General features: G+C 57.3%; 16 protein-coding genes. 11 read left to right on the top strand and 5 right to left on the bottom strand.

Going from position 1 to position 25831, the window contains the following annotated elements:
* Positions 1-2 precede the first annotated feature (2 nt).
* Positions 3-1397: a hypothetical protein gene (locus ACFQL3_RS02260; RefSeq protein ID WP_377051003.1), complete on the top strand. Its 1395-nt coding sequence runs from the start codon at positions 3-5 to the stop codon at positions 1395-1397.
* Between the two features lie 24 nt (positions 1398-1421).
* Here ACFQL3_RS02260 and ACFQL3_RS02255 read toward each other — a convergent pair whose 3' ends face one another.
* Both ACFQL3_RS02255 and ACFQL3_RS02250 read right to left on the bottom strand, forming a co-directional pair.
* Entirely contained in the window at positions 1422-2831 is a 1410-nt protein-coding gene (locus tag ACFQL3_RS02255) for a PD-(D/E)XK nuclease family protein (protein WP_377051001.1), read from the bottom strand.
* 144 nt (positions 2832-2975) lie between these two features.
* A complete protein-coding gene (locus tag ACFQL3_RS02250) occupies positions 2976-4655 on the bottom strand; it encodes an AAA family ATPase (RefSeq protein WP_377050999.1) in 1680 nt (559 codons plus the stop codon).
* A gap of 257 nt (positions 4656-4912) precedes the next feature.
* Here ACFQL3_RS02250 and ACFQL3_RS02245 point away from each other — a divergent pair, with 257 nt between their 5' ends.
* From ACFQL3_RS02245 to ACFQL3_RS02215, 7 genes are all read left to right on the top strand, one after another.
* Entirely contained in the window at positions 4913-7567 is a 2655-nt protein-coding gene (locus ACFQL3_RS02245; RefSeq protein WP_377050997.1) for a Piwi domain-containing protein, read from the top strand.
* A 63-nt stretch (positions 7568-7630) separates the two neighbouring features.
* Positions 7631-9751: a phospholipase D-like domain-containing protein gene (locus ACFQL3_RS02240; RefSeq protein ID WP_377050995.1), complete on the top strand. Its 2121-nt coding sequence runs from the start codon at positions 7631-7633 to the stop codon at positions 9749-9751.
* A 5-nt stretch (positions 9752-9756) separates the two neighbouring features.
* A complete protein-coding gene (locus tag ACFQL3_RS02235; protein WP_377050993.1) occupies positions 9757-11814 on the top strand; it encodes a DNA helicase UvrD in 2058 nt (685 codons plus the stop codon).
* Positions 11811-12713: a RecB family exonuclease gene (locus ACFQL3_RS02230; protein ID WP_377050991.1), complete on the top strand. Its 903-nt coding sequence runs from the start codon at positions 11811-11813 to the stop codon at positions 12711-12713. Before ACFQL3_RS02235 ends, ACFQL3_RS02230 begins: the two co-directional genes overlap by 4 nt.
* Positions 12710-16171, top strand: a complete 3462-nt coding sequence (locus ACFQL3_RS02225) for an ATP-dependent helicase (RefSeq protein WP_377050989.1) — start codon at positions 12710-12712, stop codon at positions 16169-16171. The genes ACFQL3_RS02230 and ACFQL3_RS02225 overlap by 4 nt, the downstream gene beginning before the upstream one ends.
* Before the next feature lie 159 nt (positions 16172-16330).
* A complete protein-coding gene (locus tag ACFQL3_RS02220; protein WP_377050987.1) occupies positions 16331-17722 on the top strand; it encodes an ATP-binding protein in 1392 nt (463 codons plus the stop codon).
* Positions 17723-17787: 65 nt separating this feature from the next.
* Entirely contained in the window at positions 17788-19152 is a 1365-nt protein-coding gene (locus ACFQL3_RS02215; RefSeq protein WP_377050985.1) for a restriction endonuclease, read from the top strand.
* Between the two features lie 464 nt (positions 19153-19616).
* Here the strand turns inward: ACFQL3_RS02215 and ACFQL3_RS02210 are convergent, their stop codons facing one another.
* Positions 19617-20186 (bottom strand): hypothetical protein, encoded by a 570-nt coding sequence (locus ACFQL3_RS02210; RefSeq protein ID WP_377050983.1) that lies wholly within the window; start codon positions 20184-20186, stop codon positions 19617-19619.
* Positions 20187-20321: 135 nt separating this feature from the next.
* On the opposite strand from ACFQL3_RS02210, the gene ACFQL3_RS02205 reads away from it, so the two are divergent.
* From ACFQL3_RS02205 to ACFQL3_RS02195, 3 genes are all read left to right on the top strand, one after another.
* Positions 20322-20750 (top strand): PadR family transcriptional regulator, encoded by a 429-nt coding sequence (locus ACFQL3_RS02205; RefSeq protein WP_377050981.1) that lies wholly within the window; start codon positions 20322-20324, stop codon positions 20748-20750.
* Positions 20751-20894: 144 nt separating this feature from the next.
* Positions 20895-21221 carry a hypothetical protein gene (locus tag ACFQL3_RS02200; protein ID WP_377050979.1) on the top strand — a complete coding sequence of 109 codons (327 nt, stop codon included), beginning with the start codon at positions 20895-20897 and terminating at the stop codon, positions 21219-21221.
* A gap of 750 nt (positions 21222-21971) precedes the next feature.
* A complete protein-coding gene (locus tag ACFQL3_RS02195; RefSeq protein WP_377050977.1) occupies positions 21972-22679 on the top strand; it encodes a hypothetical protein in 708 nt (235 codons plus the stop codon).
* A 73-nt stretch (positions 22680-22752) separates the two neighbouring features.
* On the opposite strand, the gene ACFQL3_RS02190 is transcribed toward ACFQL3_RS02195, so the two are convergent.
* Positions 22753-23469, bottom strand: coding sequence for an HNH endonuclease (locus tag ACFQL3_RS02190; RefSeq protein ID WP_377050975.1), 717 nt, complete (start codon positions 23467-23469; stop codon positions 22753-22755).
* A 508-nt stretch (positions 23470-23977) separates the two neighbouring features.
* Entirely contained in the window at positions 23978-25222 is a 1245-nt protein-coding gene (locus ACFQL3_RS02185; RefSeq protein WP_377050973.1) for an RNA-guided endonuclease InsQ/TnpB family protein, read from the bottom strand.
* Positions 25223-25831 lie beyond the last annotated feature (609 nt).

Genomic DNA, 25831 nt, shown 5'->3' with positions numbered 1-25831 from the left:
AGATGGCGAAGACGACTGAAGAGGCGTTGTTGGGAGAGATTGCCGACGATTTTCAGACGTATCTCCGGAAAGGCGTTCGATTCGATCGAGTCATCGGGTCGGCGCACGCGGATCTGGATATTGACGACATCGAAACGCTGCTTCGGATTCACTTCGTCTTGACCGATGCTGAAGACGACAGCTCGGAAGTCGGTGTCCTGGATTTTATGCGGCAATTGGAGGATCGGATTCGGCAGATGAAGACGACAACCGCTCCGGAGTCGTTCCAGTACCGTGGTGAGATCCGCGGACAGATCGACTGGCAGGGAACGGTGAAGACACGGGCGCGCGCTGGTCGGCTGGATGAGCCGCTGTTTGTGTGTATGCAGCCTGAAGAGCACTATAACATCGACGAGAATCTCGTGCTGAAACGGTTACTGACGATTATTCACGAGATCGTTACGGATGACCTTGCGTACGCGCTGGACAACCCGGAGGGGTATGACTGGCTGAACGAATGGGTGATGCCGCACACAGGTGGAAGTGGTCGGGGTGTAGAGTCAGCAGCGGAGATGCTTGACCGGATTTACGAGCAGAACATCTACCTGCAGCGGATCAACGTCGCTGATACTGATATCACAGACAGGACCATCGAGTCAGTCAAGCGCTCGCGTTCGCAGTTCTATCAGGATGCAGCGGTCTTGCTGGATCGGTATCGGCAGTTGATGAACCACGAGTTGGACAGTACCGAAGCGCGCGATATCTTGAATCACACACTCATTGCGCCAGCGAACACGGACACGCTGTTCGAACTGTACTGGGTGTTCCGCGTACTTGATTCGTACGAGGGCGTGGAGTATCGGGTGTTGACTGACAGTCGAGATAGTCCGTCGACGATCGCTACGTGGGAACAGGACGGGTCACGATTCGTCTTGTCTCACGATGCGACCGGTGAAAGGCTGTCCTTCAGTGAATCAATTGGCTCTGAAGATATCGAGCCTGACGGGTACTTGTACCGTATGAACGAGGTGCTCTCCCGGTGGCAAACGATCTCTGAGGATCTGCTTGGGCGTGGCGGCAGTGATTCACTGTGGGGCGGCCGTCCTGATATCGTTTTAGAGAGATACCGAGAGACAGAGGCTGGTGGGACGGAACTTGAACAAGTGTTCCTTGGTGAAGTGAAGTACACGCAGAATACCGACTATGTCGCAACTGGGCTCCGGGAACTACTGGAGTACATGGCGTTTGTCAAACAGTCGGGGACTGACGAGTACGTTGAGTCCGCAGAAGATCTACTGGAGTCAGTCGATGTCAAGGGGCTGCTGTTCGTCGACGAGTTAGCGCGCGAAACACCCGCTAACCGCGACGAAGACGTGAAAATCATTCAGTATCCGGAATCACCAGGAGCGGTGTTGTAAGCCTGCATGACACGAGCTTCGAACTCAGTTTTGTTGGGGGTTCATTGTGATCTGGGTGTCGTAGACCTCCGCGACGGCGTCAGTGTAGATGTCGTCGAGGATAGCGATTAGTTTGGGGTTGTTAACGACGAGGTCAGTGAATCCTTCTTCGAGGGCCGCGATATAGGCCGCGAAAAAGTCATCATACTTGTCGGGGGTGATATCGTACTCTGCTGAGATCATATTGCGTTTGTTTCCGGTGAGACTGGCAGTATCCGGCAGCGTGGCCTCGATAGCATCGGCTTGCGCATCGAAGTGGTCAGAAACAGCATCGATGAACGGTTGATCATTAGCCCCCATGTTTCGGAAATACAGTGTGAGCGTGTTGTCTCGGAGGGCTTGCTCACGGTCGTTTTCGAGGCGGTGGTGGAATCCGATTCTGGCATCGTTCCGATTGTCGGGTCGCTCGTGGAGCACGTCTGAGAGGTCATCGGTGTGTCGCCACCAGCCGTGTTTGAAGATCATCCCCCAATCGGAACTCGTTGAGCGGAACCACCAGTCCCCGACAGCGTCGTTCGAACACTCGAATAATACGTGGTAGTCGCTCTCCGAGCGGATCGATCCTTGATCGGCGGTTACGAGGCGGTCAGAAAGGCGAGAGGGCCAGTTATGAGAGAACGTCTCCCACTGGTTCTCGAATGTGGCCGTTACGTCAGCGATGGCCTCGTAGTGGTCGAGATACAGTTCGATCTTCTCGTCAACGTTGTCGGTGGGGTCTGACATACCTGTGATGGATCGAATATCGTCAGCGAATTCGTGAAGCTGTACGACTGTTCGTTGTGGGTACCGGGGTGCGTTATCGACAATAAAGTCGGTCAGGACGGTTTCGACGAAGGCTGTCCACGTCCAGTTACTGAATTCTGGATCGTTCGCGTCTGGTCGGTCCCCTTGATGTAGATAGAGATAGTACGCGCCAGACTCGTAGTCGTCCTTCGGAACACCGTCGATGTGCGTGACGTCCTGTCGATAGAACTCCGTTTGCGTGTCCTCAGCAGAGAATTTGAGTTCAACCAGAAGGAACCATTCGTTCGGTACTTGAATTGCCAGGTCGACGAATCCTGACGATACTGTTTCTCCGTCGGCCTGCTCAGTGAGCCGTACTTGATCGTCGACAACGACGTCTGAGAGATCGTGGATATCCTCCTCGAACCCACACGTGTCGGGTAGGCCATTGAGAAATACGCGGAGAAATTCCGAGTTCATCCGGTGTGGCTGCTCTGGGTTGAGGAAATATGCGAAGAGCCGGTTGATGTACACCTCGGCCTTCCGTTGTGTTCCTAACGAGTACTCGATCACATCCATCAGTGACCGAGGTGTCTCGGGAACCGCAGTGAGTTGCTCCCATCGGCGTGTGAACGTCTTCAACTCCCGCCGCAAGTCATCTGTCTCAGTCATTCCATCATCCCCGGACAACTCAACGTGGAGGTATAGGCGCTTTGCCGACAAACTGCGATGCTGGAACGAATACACCCTCTAAGAGGGCTTTGGAGCACGACTCGCATACGGAATAGGCCGTCGACATAGACGGCAGAGGCTTTCTCAGCAGATCAGTAAGAACAACCAGAACGGGAGATAGCAGATACTGGTCTCGTCTTTCTCGATGATCAGGGATTCGTCTTCTTTGGCTTCCTTTGGCAAGCTGTCGGTGATGACGAACCGGTACGGTGCTTGGTAGTCGAACTCTTGGAGTTCTTCACTGTCGGATTCGGTGTGCTGGCCTGATTCGGGGGTGAATTCTTCGGCGATTGTTTCGGCGTTGCCAGTGTGTGGGTGGTAGGAGAGGATGAAGGGGAGGACGTGTCCGTTGCGGTGGAGGATGTAGTCAACGAGGCCGGATTCGGTTTCGGTGTATTCGACGTCGTATGCTCCGACGTTGAAGGCGAGGCGTTTGGCGTGGTCGAAGGCGACGGTGCGGGCGAGTTTGTATTCGAATTCGTGGTTGAGTGTGTCTTGTTGTTCGTACGCTTCGAAGCCGTGGTGTTCCTGGCGTTGGGAGAGGAGGACGAGGTGGCGTGGGTTGCGGAGGTACAAGCGGGTGCGGCGGTAGCGTCGCAGGGTGTAGTCGTGGGATTCGGTGACGGCGATGCCTTCGTCGAGTACGTCGAGGTAGTTGTCGACGGTTCGCCTGTCGACGCCGATTTGGTCGCTGAGATCGGTGTACTGGAGTTCTTCACCGGCGTTGGTGGCGGCGATGGAACTGAGTCGGTGGAGGTTTCCGGGTTGTTGGATGGATCGGTGCTTGGCGAGTTCTTTGTAGAGGAAGAGGAGGAAGTGGGATTTTGAGAGGTCGTTCCGGATTGACGGGTCGTCTGTTTGGTGGAGGGTGCCGCCTGTTCGGAGGTATGTGCGCGCGGCGTCGTGGAGGTTGTTTCGGTCGTCCGCGTCGAAGATGTCGAAGCAGAGTTCTGAGAGTGTCTCAACAGCTGTGTCGAGACTGGTTTCCGAATTAGTTCCGGAAAGTCCGGTTCGAATTGTTTTGATCGGTGATGGGCCGTCTAAGTCGGGTGATTGGTATTGTTCGAGTTGGGTTCGGAATTCTTCAGTGAATGTGACGCCTAGGCCTTCGCCGGTTTGGACGGTGTCGATGAATTTCATCGGGAGGATGGGCCATGGGCCTTCGAATTCATCGATGGTGTCGGCGGTTTCGACGGTAGAGAGGTTGACCTGCGCGCGGACGTTGCCGGTTAGGAATACGTACGTATTGTCGTCGATCAGGTCGAGTAGCTCTGCTTTGCGGTTCTCGTCGAGGTCAAGGGCTTGGACGTCGTCGAGGAGAATGAATTTTTGTCCTTGACGGGGTGCGACGTGGGTCTGGAAGTAGTCGATGACCTGGTTGAGGCGTTTGATGTCGTCGCCTGGGCGTTCCAGCTGATACAGAGAGTCTTCTAAGGGGAGATAGAGGATTTGTCTGGGGGAGAGTGCGGAGGTGAGTTCGAGGTCTTGGTTTTGGTGTGGGAAGTCTGTTGTGTCGAGGAGAGCTGCGATGAGTTGGTGGAGAAGCGTGGTTTTCCCGATGCCGGTTTGGCCGTGAATTGCGTAGACGAGACTCTCGACACCGTCAGTGTAGTGGGTGTTTGTTCCCTTGAGGACGCGGTGGAAATCAGAGCGTGGGGTGAGGTCTGCGGCCTGCGATAGTTCCGGGGAAGTGCCGTTACTCCACCACTGGTTATGATGTTCGGCGTCGTCGATGAATTCTTCTGCGGTCCCTGTCCCGAGCATAGGGCAGATTATTCTGCGCTAGTACAAATATTCACGCATCCTGATGTACCTATTTTCAATTCTATCATAAAACCTCTGTTCGCTGAGTTTGTGAGGCAGATTCTCGACCTCGTCGTTGTCCGGTGCTATCCCCGCAGCGTCCTCCAAATCGTTTGTAGGGCAGTTGTGTTGTTGTGTTTCGCCTAAAACTCAGTTTTCGTGTTTCAGATTCGTCTAGTGGAAATCTATTTATTCTGGGAGTCCGTTGGTCGGTACAGATGGCAGTGAAGGACGACATCGAGGATGGGGAACAGATCGATATCTCACTGCGCGTCACAGGGACTGACGAGTGGGACCACGACGCCATCGCTCGGAAAATTCAGTTGGTGGACGTCGAAGGAACGCCAGTGGAACTGACCGTGTTCCACAATAACGAGATCGCGGATTTCGAGTGGGAGGTCGGACGCTGGTACGTGCTGGAGAACGTGGTCGGGAACGAATACCGCGGCGAGATGCAACTCAACCCGGGGTATGACCTGATCGTCACGCCGCTCGACGAGCCACCTGCCGAAGCCGAGAGCGGCGGGGCGGAGAATACATCGGCTGCGGACGCTGGCGAATCTTCATCGGAGGCAGATTCAAGCGATGAGTCGGAGTTCGTGCGGGGGAGTGAAGTGACGAACGAGCCACGGCCGACGGCAGATGGTGGCGGTGAACTGTTACACCAACAGCCGTTGTCGGAGGGGAACTACCTGCTGCAGTTCGACCTCGGGGACCTGCCGGAACTCACCGTCCACGAATATGAACTCCGCGCAACCGGAAGCGGCGGGCTCAACCCGGATGACTTCACGAACGGGATCGAGGGGTTCACGGCGAAAGCAGCGAACTACTACCAGTCCCGGAGTAACAGTCCAGTCACGACAGCTGATGCGTCCCGGCGGCGTATCTACGCGACCGAAAAGATCCACAGCACGATCTCGATCCACGGGTACACCATCGAACCCATCCACCAAGGTGAGACGACCCTGGAGGCGCGCTCGTACACAGACGACGGACCGCTCCAAGAGTTCGTCAAGCAGGACGTGAAGCGTGCTGTTGCTGGTCGCTTCGAGGTGTCGGGAATCGATTCGATCATCGAGCCCACCCCGCAGCGAACCGCGAACAGCGGGTTGTTCGAAGCATATCGGAAGTATAAGTGCCGGATTCGTGTTGATGCTGACGGGACCGTGATTTGTGGCGTGAACGTCGCGTACCACTTGGAATCGACGTTCTCCGCTGCCGAGTGGGTTGAGCGTGGACACGACATCGCCGAGGTGACCGTCGAGCACGACACTGACCTGTACGACAGTGCTCGCACGGCAACGGTCAAGGAGGTCATCGATATGGACTACGATGATGTGCTGGATGGGCCGGGCGTCCCGATGTCGGAGTACCACGAGAAGCACGTCGAGCAGGACGTCATCGACTCGATGCGGGCTGGTGACCCGATCATCGCTGATCTGCAGTACGGGAGCGGTGATGATTCGATCTTCCCGCAGCTCTTGGAGTACTGTAAGGTCATCCCGACGTTCGAGCAGTTGGGCCGTGTCGATGACACGTTCTTGGATGTCATTCACAACGAGAGCCGGATGAAGCCCGAAGAACGGTTCAACGTCGTCACGTCGTTCGTGGATTTGCTCGGTCCGACGCCGTACTTCAGCTTTGACCCCGTCCCACAGCCCACGAACGCCGGGTACCGGGAGCACAAGACACCGAACACCCCGAACCTGCGGTTCGGAGGTGGAAATACGGGGTACTACGGGGCTGGCGGGCTGGAGCGGAAGGAGTACGGCGTGTACAAGGCTCCTGAGTCGTTCGACATCATCGCGCTGTACCCAGAAGATGAGGAGAGCGACGCACGGCCGTACGTGCTCACGCTGCTCAACAAGCTCGCAGACTACGATGCGGGTCCAACGGCGTTCGATCAGGAGACCTACGAACTCGGCTCGGAATTCCACTACTCCCAACACGCGCAGAAAGCGAGTGACTACGATGCGGCGCTGATCGTCGTCCCGGATGCAGACGAGGCCGCAGCGGCGGACTACGACGACCCGTATCCCGAGTTCAAGCGGCGGCTCGGACAACTCGGGGTGCCGAGTCAGATGATCTCCGTCGACAATCTCGGTAACGACAACTACCGTGGGAACATCTGCTCGTCGCTTATCGGGAAAGCGGGCGGTGTGCCGTGGCGTATCGACGACGTCCCTGGGGACGTTGACGCGTTCGTCGGGCTTGACGTGACGTACGACCACGCGACCAAGCAACACCTCGGTGCGGCCGCGAACGTCATCATGGCTGACGGAACGATCCTCGCGTCAGAGGCGGTCACGAAGCAGGCTGGTGAGACGTTCGGTGAGGACGACGTGGCGAACGTCATCAAACACGTCCTCGAAATCTTCGCCGAAGAGGAAGGCCGGCCTCCGCGGCACGTCGTGATTCATCGTGACGGGAAGTTCTACCTGGACGTCGAGAACCTCATCAACCGTCTCGACAAAGCCCGCGATCTCATCAAACGGTTCGCCCTCGTCGAGGTCCGGAAATCCGGGAACCCCCGAATCGCAGCGTACGATGAATCGAATTCACGGTTCGATATCGCAGACAAAGGCATCGCCTTCCACGTCCACAACGGCGAGCACTCCTACCTGACCACAACCGGCGGGAAGGAGGGCAGCCCCGGCACGCCGCGGCCGTTGCAGATCGTGAAACGCCACGGGTCGACAGATCTCGACACGCTCGCGGAGCAAACCTACTGGCTGTCGGAAGCACACGTCGGTTCGCTGAGCCGGTCCACCCGGCTCCCCATCACCACGTACTACGCCGACAAGTGCGCCGACTTCGCCATGAAGGGCTACCTCACCAAGGGGAGCGTCATCCGCGGTGTCCCGTATATCTGACCATGCACCAGCACAGCCCCGCGCAACCACTCACGCACCCGTCAACACACCGGTGATCCTCGCATGACCAAGACAGAATTCGAAGCAACAGTCGAGTTCGATGACGGTAGCACCGCCGACTTAGAGATGGCTGCCGACAAATCATGGGATAGCTTCCTGAACTACTTCGGTGATGCCCAGCACGTTTACTGCGTCACGTACAGTCAGTCCCCCGCGTTCATCTACAAGATGTTTCAGAACCAGGATCTCGCAGTGGACTCGCTGGAGGTCATCGTCGGGGACAACCAGCACGACGATTACCGGCGGTCGCTGAAAAACACGAACAACGCGAAGAAAATCGCCGCGCAACTGGAATCGCTGCGCCAAGACGGTGATCTGCTCATCCACACCGTCGATTCCGCACGCGTTCTGCTTCACACGAAACTCTACATCGTCGAGAACCAGGACGGGTCACGTACACTCATCTGTGGGTCTGCGAATCTCTCCAAGCAGGCCTGGCAGGGGAGCAAACAAACCAACGTCAACATCGCGTGGCGTACCGATGGAGACACGCCCGTCGACGAGTGGTTCGAACGGCTCTATGCGTTCCACAAGGACTACGCGACGCCGTTCATGGAGGACCTCACTGAAGAGATCGAGGACGCTGAAACGGCAGAGGAAGAGGCAAAAATCTACGATATCTGGCTGGGCGGCGACGAGTTCAGTGATGACCCGGTCGCCGAGCTGAACGCACGGCTCGACGAAGCAGTTGACGACGACCAAGTCAACACGTACAACGTCGTCACCGACGCCGAAGAAGCAGAGAAAGCGGTGTTCGCCGCTGAAGATACGGACACCGATCCGACCGAGATTAGCCCGGACAAGCGTGTCCGTCTCTCCCCGCAGGGCCTCGAAGACGCTATCTCGAATCTGGACGACACGCTATCTGCCAATAACATCCGGATCAACGACGGTGAAATCGTGGCGACGCCAGCCGGTATCGCGCGGTACAAAGAGACCTTCACAGGGTATCCTGACCTCAACGTCGATAGAGACGAGAAAAATGTCGGATTGCGGATTGACGACTCCATCCTTGAACTAACAGCACCACTGCCGGACGATCCGCAGGAAGTCGCTGACGCACTCGACCTGATTCAAGACTACGTTGAAACTGTCGGCGAGTTCGGGGACACGCGAACGACGAAGGAGACGCGGGCACATTTCTACGAGGGAATTATCTACTTCTGCTGGGCTCCGTTCGCTAACTACTGCGCCCATCACTACGCCGAATACGAGTCCGCAGAGCTGGACAAGGACCTGCCGTTCCTATTCCTCCACGGTGACAACGACAGCGGGAAAGGTATGTTCCTGCGGTTCGGGGCGCGACTCATCTCGAATGGATACGTACAGGAAGTCACAACCGGTGGTGACTTCGTTAAGAACAATATCGAGCGTGCTCGGGCGTCAGACACCGTTTTCCCGTATATTGTAGACGACGTAGCGAAGTCGAAGATAGACCGGGACATCATTAAGTCATACTGGGAAGGTAAGTGGGACGGCACCATCCAGATGCCGACATTCATCTTCTCCTCGAACGATTCGACGAAACCCAAGTCCGAATTGCGTACTCGCATGAAGACGCTGGATTTCAACGTCAACTTCTCCGAACTGAAGAAGGACGAACGCGAAGCCGCCGCGCAGATCGCGGGGCAGGCAGACAGTTGTAACCTGTTCCCGTGGTTCGCCCACCTGTTCTTGCAGCGGGATATCTCGCTTCCAGACCAGTCGGATCGGCTCGCGGATGCTCGGGACGTATTCGCGGAGCTGTACGCGTATGCCGAGAAGGAACCGCCAGAGTACGTGCCGCTGGAGACACCCGCCGAGCAGGAGCACGATCCGGGACGTCGGAAGTGGATCAGTGCGCTGTCCGACGGGCTATGTGAACTGGATTTCAAGGACGATGGACGGATCGTCGCTGATTTCTCGGCACATCTGGACCAGCAGCAATGCTGGGAGTTCCAGAAGGCAACGCCAGCCCATATCCGGGCGGGTATTTACGGGCCGGCGGTCCAGTTTGAAAGCGCAACCAGGTTCCAGAATTGGATTGATGAGCCCAGTGTGATTGAAGATGCACGACGCGATACCGAGACAGCCGCTGACGACACCGGTGTGCTGTCTCGGGTCACGCGGCTCGTCCGAGGGTAATAGACATGTCTGATCACTCATCTCACCGGCAGTTCGACGAGACGTTAGTCACGGTACCGTTCGGGGGCGAAAACGTCGAACGGACAGCGCGAAACGAATACCGAATGCTTCTCGACGAGCACGATTCTGAGGATGTGCTCGTCATCACCGGTGCGCCGACGAGCGCAGACACGTTCCGTGAAGCGTTAGGTGAGGAACTGCCGGGCGCGGCGACGCCGTACGTGACGTCGTCAGTGGTGCACGCGACCGATGTCCTCAACCAGACCGATGACCGCGTCATTCTCTCCGACGCCCTACGACGGGAACTCCTGTACCGGTTCCTCGAAGACTACGAGTGGGACACGGAGTACCTCCAACGGGCGTCTGCACAGCCGTCGTTCATCGAGGACGTGGATGCCGTGATGGGCACGATCTCCTGGCAGACAGTCAGGCCCGACGATACTCCGGAACTCCGAGACATCACGACTGCGCTTGACGCGTTCCACGAGTGGCTCGCCGAGCACGGGCACATGGAGCGCGGGCAACTCATCTCGGAAGCGCTCGATGTCCTCACCGGGGATGCCCGCGACGAGGTCGTTGATTTCGACGCGGTGCTCGCAGTCGAGTTTGAGGAGTTCTTCCCGCTTGATCGCGCGTACCTCGACGCGCTTGCGGGAGACTGCGAGCTCGTCTGTGTCGCTGAAGAGCACGCGAGTGTGCGCCGCACCTGGGTCGAGACCGGGCCAGTCACGGACTACGTCTCGTTCAGTGAATCCCGACGTGGGGCATCGGGGACGCCGTCGACGCGACCAGCCGCGACGGCAGCCTATTTCGCCGACGAAACGGTCCCGGAAGATCCAGAATCCGGGTCGGTGTCCGTCCTCGCTACAGACTCCAGTGACGAACAACTCGCTGAGATTGCGAACGAGATTGAAGCACTCGTCGCGCAGCCGGACTGGGGGTACGACGACATCGCTGTCGCCACGAAGCAAAGCGGGAGCGCTGTTACAGACATTATCGAAGCGCTCGAAGGCACCGGGATTCCAACGGAATCGACAACCGTCACCGGGTTCGGTGACGACCCCGCGATTCGGGAACTCCTCGCGGCCGTTCGGCATCTCGCTGACGATGAAGGTGATGTACCCAACCACAGCCCGGAGCTCGATACGGACCGCTTAGACCGTGTCAGCGAGGCAGAGAGCCTCGAAGACGCGATTCGCTGGTGGGCAACGGACTCCGGGTTAAAAGAGCGGATCGCAGAGCGGGCGGCCCCGTTGGATGCACGGGCGCAGTTCGGGAACGTCCGACGGGCGTTCCGCATGGCCGAGTTCCTCGAAGAGACCGCGTTCGTAGATGCGACGTGGGAATCCTACAAGGAGATGCTCGAACGCGCCCACGAATACGCACCGCAGCAGAATCAGACTAGCGCGACGGACCTTGACGGCGGCGTCCGAGTCGATCACTTGCAAGCGATTAAGAACGAGGCCTTTCGCGCGGTCTTTCTCGTAAATCTCGTCGACAGTGAGTACCCAGGTGACCCGTTCTTGACACGGTTGTTCCCGAGCGAGCGGGTCGCGTCGATGCCGGACTATCCGGGTGTGACGGAACTGGATGGAGCGGATGTGGATGCGACGTTCCCGACGACGTCGACAGCGTCAGGCCGACCGTTCGCGCAGTACCACACGGAGCACGCGCGGCGACGGTTGGCTGTCGGTGCTGGCGCGGCGACAGAGCGGCTCTACTGTTGTCTCTACGAGTACGAAGACACGGCGCTCGAAGAGCGTACGCAGGCATCGCGGTTCCTCACAGCAGCGTATGAGGAGCTTCCGTGGGTGACCGAGGCCGCTGAGCCACACATTACGAGTGAGCAAGCGGCGGAGCAGTACTTGCTGTCGCGGGTTGACGACGCGCTCGCGGAGGTGCGCCGCGCGAACAGTCAGGACGTGACGGTATCGCTTGACGAGGTCGAAGCGGAACTCGGAGAGATTCAGGACCTGCTCGACCAGAGCGGCTCCCGAGGAGACGAGCTCCGAGAAGCGTTGCGTGCACGTGTCGAATTCGCTAACGGGGAGGTTCGGCGATGAGTTCGTCGCTCTCCCCGTCGCGGTTAGCGAACTACGCGACGTGCCCGCGGCTGTACGACTACCGCTACACGCAAGACGTGAACGCGCCGGACCGTACAGAACTGTATCTCAACCAAGGAACGATCTACCACGAGACTATCGAGGACGTGTGTGATGCGACTGACCGCGATGACGACCCGGAGACGATACACAACCGGGCGATGCAGGTCTTCGATGCGAAGTGGGACGAACACAGTACCCCGGACGACTACGAATCCGCTGCGCATCAGGAGTACCAACGAGCTGAGAACCGCGCTGCCATCGCGTCATTCTTCGATCCGGACGGCGGCGACGGGATCGAGCACGCTCGCTACTCGGTCGCCACGGAATGTTGGGTGGAGTGCGAAGTGGATGGTCGAGAACTCCACGGGAAAGCTGACAACGTCATCCGGACTGACGACGGGCTGCACATCTTCGACTACAAGCGAAACACGGACGGAGTTCTTTCGTCGGGAACGGCCGAGTACATTAGCGACCATCTCGACGGAGAGGCCCACGAACCGAAGCGGGTCCGGAACGCGTTCCAGACGGCGACATACGTCGAAGGCGTGAAGAACGAACCGTTCTACGAGGACGGGATGGCGGTTCGGTTCAGTTTTTACGGGATCCTCAACAGCACGTCGTTCGAGAGCACCCCGAGCGGATACGACGTGTCCGCGCGTGGCTGGCCTCGGGAAACCACGGAAATCTACGAGGAGCACTATGATACGATCTGGGCGCTCATCCGTGCCGCCCACGACGGCATCACGGGCGAGACGTACGAGCCGGAACCGCTCGACCTTATTACTGAGGAGGCGTGCCCGGACTGCGACTATCGAGAAATGTGTGCTGACCGACTGTCCACGGAGGTGCAACGATGAGCGACGAGTCCGAGTACCCGTCCTGGTTCCCGGTGCCGGAAGCAGACATCTCACCGGAGCCCCAACAGAAGTCGATTATCAACTCCGACGCGTACCCGATGCGTGTCCTCGCCGGTGCAGGGACGGGGAAGACGTTCACGATGGTGCGAAAGATCGAGCACCTCATCGACGAGGAAGACGTCTCGCCGGACCGGATTCTCGCGTTGACGTTCACGAACAACGCGGCGGACTCGATGCGGGAGAAGCTTAACGCGAAACTCGGGACAGCAGGGTACGACATCGACGCGTACACGTACCACTCGATCTGTAACGAGATCCTCACTGACTACGCCTACGAAGCCGGGATCGACCCGGATTTCGAGGTCGTCACCGACGCCGAGAAGTACGCTATTGTGCTGGATGTTCTGGACGACATCGAGTACCGGTCGGTCAAACCCAACGTGTACGGCAGCGACGGGTACGCGTCCGGAGCCGCGTCGAAGCTGCTCAGCTTTATCGGGTCGATGAAGCGCAGCGGCATCTCTCCAGACGACATCGACGCGTTCCTCGGGCCCACCGACCGCGTCTACGATCTCGCCGATCTCCCGGAGCGCATCGAAACGATTGCCAGCGATCATCTCGGCGGCCGGTCCGTGTCGAGCGTGCTGGACTCACTTCCCGATGTGCGCGATGAGCTCGCCGCGGAACGCGACGCATTGGGAACGGACGGGATCGAAGCCAGTGCTCGGGATTTCCTCGACCGGCTCGTCGATCTGTGTGATGCGCTTGAAACCGTGTTCGAGGCCCACGAGGATGGCGAGCGTGACCTGCCAGACAACGCGTACAAACTCCCGAAGTACCTGTTCGGAGGGTACGCAAGCGGTGCTCCGAAAGGGATCCCGGACGATCTGGATCTTGAACTCACGGACCACCTCGACTCGTTCGTTTCCGACTGTCTCACTGCCCGTGACCTGACGGCTGGGTATGCGGCGTACGAGCGAGAGCTGGACGAGCGCAATCTCCTTGACTTCGACGGCCTGGTAGTCGAGACAGCTGCGCTGATGAACTCTCCGATTGGCGAGGAAATCACTGACCGGTGGGACTACGTGTTCTGTGACGAGTTCCAGGACACCGATCGCCTCCAATTCGACCTCGTAACGTCACTCGTTACCGACGATAATCTGTTCGTCGTCGGGGACGACGATCAGGCAATCTACGAATGGCGCGGAGCGAACGTCGCCAACATTACCGACGAACTCGACCGCGCGTTCGCAGCGCTCACGGACGAACCGCTGGAGGAGAACTTCCGCTCCCGACAGCCGATCCTCGATCTAGCGAACGAGGCGATTCAGAAACTCGATCGCCGTGAACGGCACAAGACGCTCACTCGTGTCGACGAACCCGCATACGACGGAGACACTGTCGCTACCGTCGAACTACCGGACGAAGACGACCACTCGGACGGTGCAGCCCAACTTCGTACCGTCGTACAGAATTTACTGAGCGGTGCAGCAGAAAATCTCGATGAGACGTACGATCCAGGCGACATAGCGTTACTCGTTCGGAAGCATGCCCACGCGACTCCTGTCATCGACGAATTCGAGGACGCTGGCATCCCATATCAGGTTGCTGGGGATTTGGCCACGGAATCAGTCGGCGTCGGAACCGTCACTGCCTACCTGAAGGCGCTCGCACGGCCGGAAGACGAGGTGAGCTGGAACCGCGTCCTCCTGATGCGGTACCGTCTGTGCGACGCAGACTTCCGTACGCTCAACGCGGGCGACGAGCCTCTCGTGGACACACTCCGGGAGACGCCACTCGACGAGTTCGAGGAGCCCGACCGCGTCGCAGAAGTCCGCAAGCACGCCACGGAACTACTCGAACTCCGCGACTCAGCGTCACTCAGTCACCTGTACCGCGAACTCACGGACCGCACGAACATCGAGTGGTATCTTAGCGAGCAAGAGCGCCGGGATCTCGCCCAACTGGAGGACGTCATCGAACAGTATGGGGATAGTGCCGTCCAACCGCCGCTTACCCCGGAGTTCATCGACTCGCTCGAACACTACGACTCTCTGTTCGACGAGAGTGGCACCACACCCACGAGTCAGCCGGATGTCGCCGACGACGCGGTCAACGTGATGACCATCCACAAAAGCAAGGGCCTGGACTTCCCGGTCGTCCTCATCCCACAAGTCACGGCTGATGAATGGGCCCCGAGCTCACGTACGTACGACGCGCTCGAAACCAGCCTCTCGGATGGCGCGGAAGCAGCGTTCGCGCAGGACTTCGTCGAGCGTGATGCCTGTGAGACACGCCGCGTGTTCCACGTCGGAATCACGCGTGCCGAGGACATCCTTGTCCTGCAGGGTGGCAGCGAGGAAGACGACGATGCTGCGGACGAGGATTCGGTTTCGGAAGTGGTCGGCGAGATTCTCCCATCTCGAATCCCATGGCAGCCAGAGCGAGGACAGCTCCCGCTCTGGACTGATGTTCAAGAGTGTCTCCCGGACGACGCAGTAGACTGGACGAACACGCTGGCCAGCGAGACTCTCGGAAATATCGGCGGTACCGTCAGGCACGATGGGGAAGATCTCGCGGTTGGGGTTGCGCGCGACCGCGTGCTAACCCTTGCAACGGCCACTCTCGATGGGAGTCTCTCACCGAGAGCCGAGCGGGAAATCCTCCAAGTTGCGTCGCTGACTGGCCCGTCGACACCGTCGCCATCGCTCTCTCACAGCTACACGTCGCTGGCGGCCTATGAAGAATGCCCGCGGAGTCATTATCTGGACTACGTGGTCAACGCGTTCCCCGACTATCAGGAGACCGCGGCCACGAGCGATGCGAAGGGAGGTGTATCGCAACGTGAGATCGGATTGCTGTTCCACGACACCGCTGAGCAAGCCGCGAATCAAGGGGTGAAACGTCGTGAGGAGTGGTACGAGATCTGCGAGCGACTTGCCAGTCAGCGCCGCGCTGACGACGCTCTCTCGGCGGCAAAACAGTGCATCGACCGGTACTTCGAGTTAGATCTCCCCAGTTACGAGATCATCGACGCGGAGCGAGAGTTCGAACTCACTATCGATGGGCACGAACTCGTCGGCTACATTGACGCCGTCTACCGGACGCCTGACGACGAACTGGTCGTCATCGACTACAAGGCGACCGAGCGTCACCGCGACTTGGAGGACGATAAGCAACTCCCGATCTACCTGTTAGCGTGCCGTGACCTGTACGATGAGCCTGTTGCACGCGCGGGATATGCCTACGTCGGTGACATCGGGCCGAAAGTCGAATCCCGAACGTTCAGCGATGGTGATCTGGAAGCAGTCAGAGATGACGTGACGTCGTCGATGAACGATATTGCGGAGTTCTCGTTCAGTCGGTACACTTCGGGTGAGCACTGCCGGTGGTGTCAGCACAACCAGCTGCCCTGCGCGCCGGCCTCCTTTACCGTCGGTACCGGGTTTGAGGAGTGAATAGCCGGCACCACGCGAAAACAGTTTCCCGTACATCTAGTTCCCATCTCGCCTGCATCCCTCGTCAGATTCGGTGTCTTGTTCGCGTGCAAGAATCACTCCGGTGGGGGTGGCCACCCGAATTCTTAAGTCATTATCGCAGTAATCATTATCCTAAGTATGACCTTCCACGACCGGGAGGAAGAACTCGATACACTCACCGCTGCGGTAGAATCCCCCGGTTCAGACTTCGTTGTCGTCTATGGCCGGCGTCGGGTCGGGAAAACGGAACTCCTCAAAGAATTCTGTGCTGACCGCCCCCACATTTACTTCCTTGCAGCGCAGGAAGCCGAGCATCGACAGCGCGAGAAGTTCCTCGACCAAGTTGCGGACTACTTCGACGAGCGCGTCCCTCGAATCGACAGTTGGGACGAAGCGTTCGAATACCTCGGGGAAAACCTCCAGCGAGAGGACCTTGTTGTCGTCATCGACGAGTTCCCGTATCTCGTCGAAGAGAACGACTCGCTTCCATCGTACGTACAAGCGTTCGTTGACCAGGCGCTCGATGGAACGGACTCGATGCTGGTGCTCTGTGGGTCGAGCGTGAGCACAATGGAGTCAGAGATCCTGGGTCACGAGAGTCCACTATACGGGCGACGAACAGCCCAACTCGACGTAACGCCGTTCTCCTTTCAACAGGCACGAGCGGTCATCTCATACAACATCGCGGACGCGGTTCGCTCGTATGCCGTCACAGGTGGCACCCCGATGTACCTCACCCTGTTCGACTACGACCAGTCGCTCGCGGCGAACATTCAATCACACGTCCTGTCACCGTCTGCGGTACTGTATAACGAACCCGAGTTCCTCCTGCGCACCGAGCTCCGAACCCCAGCCCGGTACATGAGCATCCTCGAAGCAGTCGCATTGGGCCATACGACACCGAACGAGATCTCCGGCGCAACGGGGATCGATTCGGGACCGCTCTCGAAATACCTACAGACACTTCGCCGACTCCGCCTCATCGAACGAGATGTCCCAATCACGGCCTCGGGGAAGAAATCAAAGCGGTCACGGTACCGGGTTGCGGACGAGTTCCTTCGGTTCTGGTTTCGGTATGTCGAGCCACATCGATCAAGTATCGAGGAAGCACCAGAGATCGTGTACGACGGGACGATTGAACCGGACCTCCCAACGCACGTCGCAACCACGTTCGAGGACGTGTGCCAAGAAGCCGTCTGGGAAGAGATTCGACGCGGCGAACTCGAACCGTACTCCGAAGTCGGTCGCTGGTGGTACGGAGAAGAGGAGATCGATATCGTCGGGCTGGCACCGAACGACGACCGAGTCCTCCTCGCCGAATGTAAGTGGACGACAGATCCGGTCGGGGAAGATCTCGTCGAGAGGCTGCGAGCAAAAGCAAAGCACGTCCGATGGGGACCGTCGGATCGAGACGAGCAGTTCGCCCTGTTCTCGAAAAACGGATTCGTCGACGGACTCGAAGCACAACTCGATGACTCGTGGTCCTTGTTTACTGTAGCGGACATCGACGACCTACTCACGCCGTCCTGAGTACTCTAACACTAATCGTAGGGAACAAATATATGACAGACAACCAATAATCAAAAAACAGCAAAATGCCTGTTCTGGACGATCTCTCTGGATTCGAGTTCGAGGACGTTATCGAGGATGTCTTCCGGAACCTTGGCTACGAGAACGTTCGGCAAGCTGAGCGGACGGCTGACGAAGGACGTGACATTCTCATGGAAAAGGTCGTCGATGGAACTCGCCGGGCTATCGTTGTCGAGTGTAAGCACACAGGAACTGTCGGGCGACCGGTGGTGCAGAAACTTCACTCGGCGATTGCGACGTTCGGGTTCAACGGGCCAAAGCGCGGGATGGTGGTCACGACTGGTCGATTCACTACCCCGGCTATCGAGTATGCCCAGCGACTCCAGCGGAATGATGACCCGTATCCGATTGAACTCATTGACGGTGAAGACCTCCGTGAAATCGCTGACGAAATCGGACTTGACCTCTACAACGGTCGAATCGAAATCCTGTGCGACGAAACGCTCAGGCCGTATGATTCAGCGACATCGGTGACTGCGCCTGTCAAAGAAGCATTCCAAGACATCGAAAATATCCAGTCATCGAAGCTTCCCGCGCCGTATTCCAACGTTACGTTCCGACCAGTCGTCGCTGTGACAGCGGATACGAACGCAGTCTTTGAAACGTCGGTTGGCGTGGTTCACCGGATCGACGAACGATCTCGGTTCGTTGTCCACGCTGACCGCGGACGCCCCCAAGCTGCGTCAGGTGACGTCTCAAATCTGGTGTTGGAGAACCTCCATGCGACTGTTGATCTCGACGCGGACCGGTTCGATAGTTTGTTCGATGCAGTTGATGAGCGGCGGTTCGGGCAAACCCAGACCGAATACAAAGACTGGGCCGTGCAACGACTCCGAGACCACCACACCACGACGGTCTCCTATACCGGAGACAACAACGTCACGTACACGAAAACGTGTGAACCGAATCGCTCCGATATTTCAGTACAGTCAATCGAACCGGTGTACCTGCCGCAGGTTCGGCACACGACGGACCTGCAGGAGTACTCGTATCCGTACGAGTATTTCGCAGCAGGACCATCACGCGTAGCGAGCGAAGACGAACTCCATCAATGCGTCCACTGCGACACAGCAGGCACCGACAACACCTACACGTACTGTGCGAACTGCGGAAGTATCAACTGTGACTCGCACATCAAAACCGAGCGACGGGAGGAAACACCGGTCTGTACTGGGTGTGCGGTAACTGAGCGCTTCGCGTTCAAAACGAAGTACTTCTACGACGAGGCGAACCGAGACGAATTCCGCGAACAGTACGCATCGATGCCGTTCTACGAGAAAGCGATGGAAAACACGCCGCTTACCGTCGGTACAGCCGTGCTCGTCATAATCGTACTTCTCGGACTACTTGCCAGCGTTGGGGGTGTCTGACGACATCTTCAATCGGCACGTCCAGTGTGGCGTGACATCCTCCCCGGCGTGAACAGTAGATGAGGATGACAAAATCTATAAAAAAGAGCAGCGCGAGTACCACGGGTCACCGCACCCGTGGGTGAAGCGCGTCAACTATTGTCCAAATGATTAAGTATCTCATACACGTTTGTTCGAGAACGACCAGAAAACGATACGCAAAGTATGGGATTGAAGACCTCAATTCTTTTGCTGGTCGTCCGATGGCATGAAAATGCGGCTCCTCTCAAAACCCGTCACGAGGCGGTGAGACGGGAGTTGTCGGGTCGTGGTGGAGCGACCGACCCTCACGGAGCAACGTTCGCTTCGGGTGTTTACCCGTGCCGGGCACGAGCCGTAAGGCGAGTGCGAGGGGGATTAAAGTCTGGTGCTGGTGCAGTGCAGCCCTAAACCCGGACGCCACGGGCCACCGTGCCCGTGGTACTTCACGGAATTTTGGTGATGCAGAGTTCAAGACCGTCTTCGTTCTTCCAGACGAACAGGCGTTGTTCTTCGGCGAGAAGATCGAAAATACCGATCTGCATCCAGCTATACGGATATTCATGGTCGGTGTCTCTGATGTTGTCGTTCGGGTAAGAGAGCTTGCAGACGTACGTTTTCTGGAAGTATTTCTCAACCGCAGTGAAGTACCCCATTTCGACAAGAAAACCACCACAACGATGTTCTGCAACGCCAACGAGGTATGTTGCGAAATCAGCGATCAAGCGGAATTTCGGGTAGGAGTGTTCCCACTCTTCAGCAACATCTTTCATCAGCACGGCACGTGCACCAGGTCGATTATCGAGTTGATCTCGGACAGTTTCTAGCCGCTGTTCAGCTGCATCATCGTAGCTCCCTAACACGAAATATGAGTCGTCGGTTGACCGGATTTCATTCAGTTCCGAGGCAGAATTCAGGATTGCTTCGAAGTCTTCATAGGTGAATTCGAGGCCCTTGTAGTGGGCTTGAGCTTGTTCTGTGAGTTCACCACGAATATCGGTCGGTGTGGGGGTCACGTATGGCTGTCTGGTTCCTCGGAAGTGGATATAAAATGTGTGACCAGAACGTAGGAACACGAGGGGTTTCGCCCGCACTGTAGTATTTCGGTTTTCACCGAAACGCCTATCGGAACGGAGATACTATACTGACGTATGAGCCATCCCGACCCGGAACACGCCGATATCGATGCAGGGGTTGAAGAGGGGCTAAATACGCGGCGTGAAATGCTGGATATGGCCACGCAGAAGACGCGATTCACGCTCATCCAGGGCATCCTCAGCCACCCAGAGGAACTCCCGTCGCTTCGAGAGCTGGAGTTGATGAATCCGAGTCTCGGACGGACAACGATCCACGAGCACCTCGAGAAACTCATCGATGTCGGTGTCATCGAACGCGTCGAAAACCACGACACCAGCGACGACCCTGACATGCCTTCAAAATTCTATGGCCTCACCGATCAGGGTCGAGAGGTTCTTGAAGGGACAGGTCTGTTCGATGCACAGGAGACCCTCAAGCACTACTACAACAGTCTTCAGAAAGACGAAGAACACAGTCGCCACGAAAACGCCCCACGACCGTAGAACTGCTACGTGAACGGTTCTCTTTTGGTGCGTGTGAAATAGGAAAGAATCTACCGGACGTCAGTCATCGTCTACCTCCGACCGATACGTACTGCTATCGACCAGCCGATAGCTTACCCCGAACTCCGTCCGCAGCATCCTACAGTGTTCGAAGAGCTCCGCCCGCGTCGGGCCATCCGAACGGACGGTATTATCGTGGAAGACGAGTGCTGGCTCGGGGCCGCGCTCTCCCCGGAGGGTGAAGACGCCACAAACGGTGTCGTTGTCAGCTTCCATCGCGTCGACAGCATCGGCGATCGTCTCAGCTTCTGGAAGGGGGGCATCACGCTGACAGACCGTCGTCAGAATATCGTTCGCTCGAAGCTCCCGAACGACGTCCAGCGTCCGGATGTGGTACTGTGGGGCGTGGAGGCTCGCCCTATCCGGGGCAGCCCCGCGACAGTCAAGGAGATAGTGCGGATATTGATATGACAAGGTATCAGGTCGAATATCAAGTCGCTTGGCAATGGTCTCCAGCAGCCAATCGACTGTCCCTACTGGCACCACCTGCTGGACACGCGGATGAAGCGCATGGCACCCTCGCAGATGGGTGCGAATCAGGTCGGCGAGCCCGAGAACGCGTTGGCTCGGGTCCGTAATACCATCGTCTCGAGCAGGTGGGATGGTTTTCTCGGAGATATTCGAAAGGAGATTCGCCTCCTCATTGCCAAGGCCAGGGAGGCAATCCAGGTGATCACGCAGCTGGGTGTTGTCAGCTGGTGCAGTGGTTGCTTGCAATTCATCGCACACGCGGGGGAGGCCGGGAAGATCGCGACGCAGCGGTGGGCGACGGGGTCTCATCGCCACCACCCGTGTCGACGAGGTGTGAGTCGGGGAGAGACCGCACCGAAGCAAGAACGGTCACTCAATGGGTAGTTACGATGGGGACCGTGGTGTGCGTCAATCAATATCTGAGAACGTGCCTCGAGAATCTCGAGGAAGTCGGCCGCCGAGCGGAGGGTTCGGATGTCTGGTAGTTGGTTGGGAACCATGCATTGTGGAGTTGACTATTGCTTAATTTAAGTCTTTGTCAGATATATTTGATCACGTTAAGTTGAGAATGAGGTGATTGAAGATTCAGATGCTCATGATCAAAACCGACCGCCTCGTTCCAAACTTAATACGACTCTTTTTCGCTTGGCTAGTCCTTATAAGTGACAAATGGGTTGATCAGAATCCATTATGTCACAATGGAATTCGACCGTTGAACAACAAGCGAAGGATACACGGCTCAGAGATCATCTGAACCATCTCGTCGGAATCGGACCGAAAGGACTCACTCAGTTAGAATCGAGATACTGGCAAAGAGATCTACGTGGTGGAGAACTCACACTGTACGGAACCCTCCGTAAGCGCGTCGATGGCCAGTTCGCCTTGGAGCCACTTCCGCGGAGGCGTCTATCGAATGAGTACGTCGACCGCTTCCTCGATGACTGTCTCGAGCTCTTGGGCGTCGACGACGACCTCGCCGGCTACTACTACCCGGAGTTCAATCAACGTGCTCGCGTGCATGGTGGTGCCTGTGGCATCGAATCTGTAAGGCGTCTTCACCATTACCCGCAGCAACTCTTGGATGCGATGGCCGACTTCAGAAAAAATAATATCGTGACGAATATCGGTCAATCTGGATGTGAATCGTGCGGTGATCCAGCCACCCAGAATCTGATTACCGAACTCAAAACTGATGGAACACCTGTGCTCGGCTATGTTGGGTTCTCGGCCCAAAAAAACCCGAAAAGTCCGTATCTTTTGTATGACTCGTTTGATACCGAGGCGTTATCGATACAAGATCTCGGATATCTCATCGTATCGATCCTCGAAAAGCACGATGTTCCGTATAACTGGGGTGGGAGCGGTTCGAAGGCAATCAACACGTACCCCACCGTCTGAGTTGGGGATGGACCGGCGCTAAAACCCCAACCCAAATTTTAATTCTATTGAATATTCTGTTTGAACGTAATTATCAGCTGTCCAGTTGCCGTTCGATCGATGCAAGCCGGCGGGCAAGGTCGGCGACATCCGGGTCACTCCCCTCGGACGGGGGAACCGGCGGATCGAACGCTCGCGCGCGATTGGCAGCGACCGGAATCGTCCGCTCGTCGAGCCCGACGATATCGGCAATTCGTGCGTGCGACATCCCGGCATCGCGCATCCGCCGAATCACGTCGTCACGAGCGAATTGGGCTGCTCGCTCCGGACTCTCAGGGAGTTGTCCCCGAGCGGGCTCTTCGACCCTGTCGGCGATATTCCATTGCCCATCGATACCATGCGCAACCACGCCTGCAGCAGCCAACGCATACAGTCGACGCCGCGCGTGGACGCCGCTGATGCAGGCCTCGTCCGCAATCTCACCCGGGGTTGCGGGTGCCACCTCCTCGATCGCATCGAGTATCTTGAAGTCGGCGGGCGTGGTGGAGATGTCGTACTCGTCCAAGTCTATCTGTATCTCGTCTTCCTTGCGCCGCGTGCTGTGGTGGTGATGGTGGCAATCGTCGCAGAGAGTGACGAGATTGGATGGGTCGTTCGACCCACCGTCTGCTGGTGACTCCCGATGATGGAGATGGAGGGTCGCCTCCTCGCCCGCCTGGCTTCCCAGAGTACCACATAACTGACAGGCGTAGTCGTCACGCTCAATCACCAACTGCCGAACTTCCGGGGGAATCGGCTCTCGATTACTCACCGGAATCCCCTCCTCGGAGGTCTACGCTTGCGCTAGCAGTGGTCATTACATTCTTCCAAAGGAGCCCACAGATGTCGTGGGACGCATCAAAATCTGATTTTCGTATATGCATGCTTGGTCTGGAAGCGCGAATCGAGGTCTGCTGGGAGCCAACTGCTTGACTACCGAGGCGGATTCGCGCTCCACATCCCACCAGTCTAGAACTAGTCATTTAAACACGCCGGCAGTTCAGCGTGTTAGACCTGCTCTTCGCGCGAATTGGAATACGTATTCTTGATACAGACTAGGTCTAACACATACTCTAACGACTATCTCGGAGCGACCGGCTCCTACAGTTCCTGAGACAGGCATTTAGGGGAACTTCACCGTTAGTGGTAAACTACCCTACCCTACTCCTTCGGCGCATACGCGCCTCAGTTCTTGAGGGTGGGGCCACCGATAGAGCGGAGCTCTATCGAGGCCTCGAAAGGCGAAGCCTTTCGGTGGCTTTGATGTGGACACCCGGCAATCAGTCCCCAGCAATAGGCTGATGACTCTCGCCGTTCAACGTCCCACCATTCAAACGCACGTCTACTGGTGCGTCTCCGCCCCCCGACTTGGGCGAGGAACGGAGTCTGTGTTTCCGCTTTCGAGCGTACCGCACGCCAATGTTCTTTGCAGCGTTGTAATCCGCGTTCAGTTCGTATCCACACTTCAAACAATAGAAGTGTTCGCCATCACGGTTTGATTCGTGCGTGAACCCACAATCCGTCCGAGAGCAGCGTTGCGACGTGTGGTTCGGCTCGACTTTCTCCACGGAGACGCCTTGTTCTGGTGCCTTGTAGGAGACGTACTCGTACAGGCGTCGGAACGCCCAAATGTGGTGCCATTTTGCCTGCGGGAAACGCTCGCGGATGTCCGTTAGATCCTCGAACACGATCACGTCGCAGTCGTGTTCAACGGCTTCCGAAACAATCTCGTTGGCGACCGTGTGAATGTACTGCTTCCGCCACGCTTCTTCGCGCTTGCCGAGGCGAAGGAGCGCGTTGTGTGCAGCTTGCGTCCCGCGCTCTTGCATCTCACCACGGCGTTTCTCAAACTCACGGCACCAATGGTCGTAGTCATCACCCTGCCAGAAGCGGCCGGTCGAGGAGACGGCTAGGCTATTAACGCCGAGGTCGATACCGAGGACTGTTTGATGCCCAGTATCTGCCGAAACCTCGGATTCGTCGTTATCGTACTTCCGCGTCGTGATGTGAAAGTAGAACTCGTCAGTCGCCTTGTCGTATTGTAATGTGCTCGCACGGAACTCGTAGTCCTCCGAGAGAACGTACCGCTCGTAGGGAGTCGAGCTATCCGCCGGAAGCTCAAAGTCGCACTCGACGCGCCCGTTGACGGTCGAGAGGGACACACGGTCGCGGTAGAACGTCGCGCTTCGCTTGTCGTAGACCATGCTCCACGACGTGAACTCCGGCTGGCTCACACGCTTGCCCTGTTTCCACCGTTCGACGCACCCTTTCGTGGCTTGGACGGCACGTCGGATAGCTTCTTGAACAAGATTCGCGGTGAGATCGGTTTCCTCTCGCAGTTGTTCGTAGAGCGCGTCCCGTGCGGTCGAGTTCGCCGTAACGCAGTTCGTGTAGGAGTCGTCGTCCCAACAGAACTCGGCGGCACGATTCGCACAGTAGAGGAACTGTTGCGCGGATTCGTGGAGGTCGTCGCGCCGCTCATCGGGAACAACGAGTTTGACCGGCGCAGTTCGACGCACCTCCATATTTCAGATTACTACTTGACGGTTCTTATACAGATTCGAGGAGAATACCTGCGGCTGTAGCCGCAGGATGAATCCGACAACACGGAGTCAATCGACGCTACAAGAGCCACTGTGAGATTTGGCGCGTAGCTTTAACTGACAGACAACCCTACACACAGGTAGGAATCGGTTGGGAATAAAGCGATTCCCACCAGCCCTACGATGGCGGCCTGTCCGCCCCAAGCAACCAAGCAATAATCGGAACCAGTCGATAACCGGCGAACCCTCACAGGATTCGACCGGAGTTGACTGCTGTACGGCCGACGAAAGTAACTCCGTGTCTGTCGAAGTCTGCCGGACTCCCCGAGGCAAAAACAACTCTGGGAGTCCATACACGACGGAGGATAGGAGTACCGGGGGCTTGGCACTCCCAGCAGTCCCACCCGCTACAGTCCGTGAGCATCCCCACGGATTCTTACCGTTTGGATGCTCGGTGGAACTGCAAACCTGAAATCTCCAACGCTCAGGATTCCTCCGCGTTCACGCGGAGGGGATGTCAAGCTGAAACCCCACAAGGGTTCGGCAGCTTGGCTAACGAACAAGGAGGCTGGTCACCAACTATTTTACTAG

The organism is Natronoarchaeum sp. GCM10025321 (assembly GCF_042663585.1).
Classification (GTDB): Archaea; Halobacteriota; Halobacteria; order Halobacteriales; family Natronoarchaeaceae; genus Natranaeroarchaeum.
Note: the sequence above shows the minus strand (reverse complement) of the source record. Positions and strands in the feature narration are given on the sequence as shown.

What these genes read in the sequence shown, in the direction of transcription:
- ACFQL3_RS02220 (WP_377050987.1), top strand. Translation starts at nt 16,331, where the DNA reads ATGACCTTCCACGACCGGGAGGAAGAACTCGATACACTCACCGCTGCG.
- ACFQL3_RS02195 (WP_377050977.1), top strand. Translation starts at nt 21,972, where the DNA reads ATGTCACAATGGAATTCGACCGTTGAACAACAAGCGAAGGATACACGG.
- ACFQL3_RS02205 (WP_377050981.1), top strand. Translation starts at nt 20,322, where the DNA reads ATGAGCCATCCCGACCCGGAACACGCCGATATCGATGCAGGGGTTGAA.
- ACFQL3_RS02215 (WP_377050985.1), top strand. Translation starts at nt 17,788, where the DNA reads ATGCCTGTTCTGGACGATCTCTCTGGATTCGAGTTCGAGGACGTTATC.
- ACFQL3_RS02250 (WP_377050999.1), bottom strand. Translation starts at nt 4,655, where the DNA reads ATGCTCGGGACAGGGACCGCAGAAGAATTCATCGACGACGCCGAACAT.
- ACFQL3_RS02245 (WP_377050997.1), top strand. Translation starts at nt 4,913, where the DNA reads ATGGCAGTGAAGGACGACATCGAGGATGGGGAACAGATCGATATCTCA.
- ACFQL3_RS02240 (WP_377050995.1), top strand. Translation starts at nt 7,631, where the DNA reads ATGACCAAGACAGAATTCGAAGCAACAGTCGAGTTCGATGACGGTAGC.
- ACFQL3_RS02255 (WP_377051001.1), bottom strand. Translation starts at nt 2,831, where the DNA reads ATGACTGAGACAGATGACTTGCGGCGGGAGTTGAAGACGTTCACACGC.
- ACFQL3_RS02260 (WP_377051003.1), top strand. Translation starts at nt 3, where the DNA reads ATGGCGAAGACGACTGAAGAGGCGTTGTTGGGAGAGATTGCCGACGAT.
- ACFQL3_RS02225 (WP_377050989.1), top strand. Translation starts at nt 12,710, where the DNA reads ATGAGCGACGAGTCCGAGTACCCGTCCTGGTTCCCGGTGCCGGAAGCA.
- ACFQL3_RS02235 (WP_377050993.1), top strand. Translation starts at nt 9,757, where the DNA reads ATGTCTGATCACTCATCTCACCGGCAGTTCGACGAGACGTTAGTCACG.
- ACFQL3_RS02230 (WP_377050991.1), top strand. Translation starts at nt 11,811, where the DNA reads ATGAGTTCGTCGCTCTCCCCGTCGCGGTTAGCGAACTACGCGACGTGC.
- ACFQL3_RS02185 (WP_377050973.1), bottom strand. Translation starts at nt 25,222, where the DNA reads ATGGAGGTGCGTCGAACTGCGCCGGTCAAACTCGTTGTTCCCGATGAG.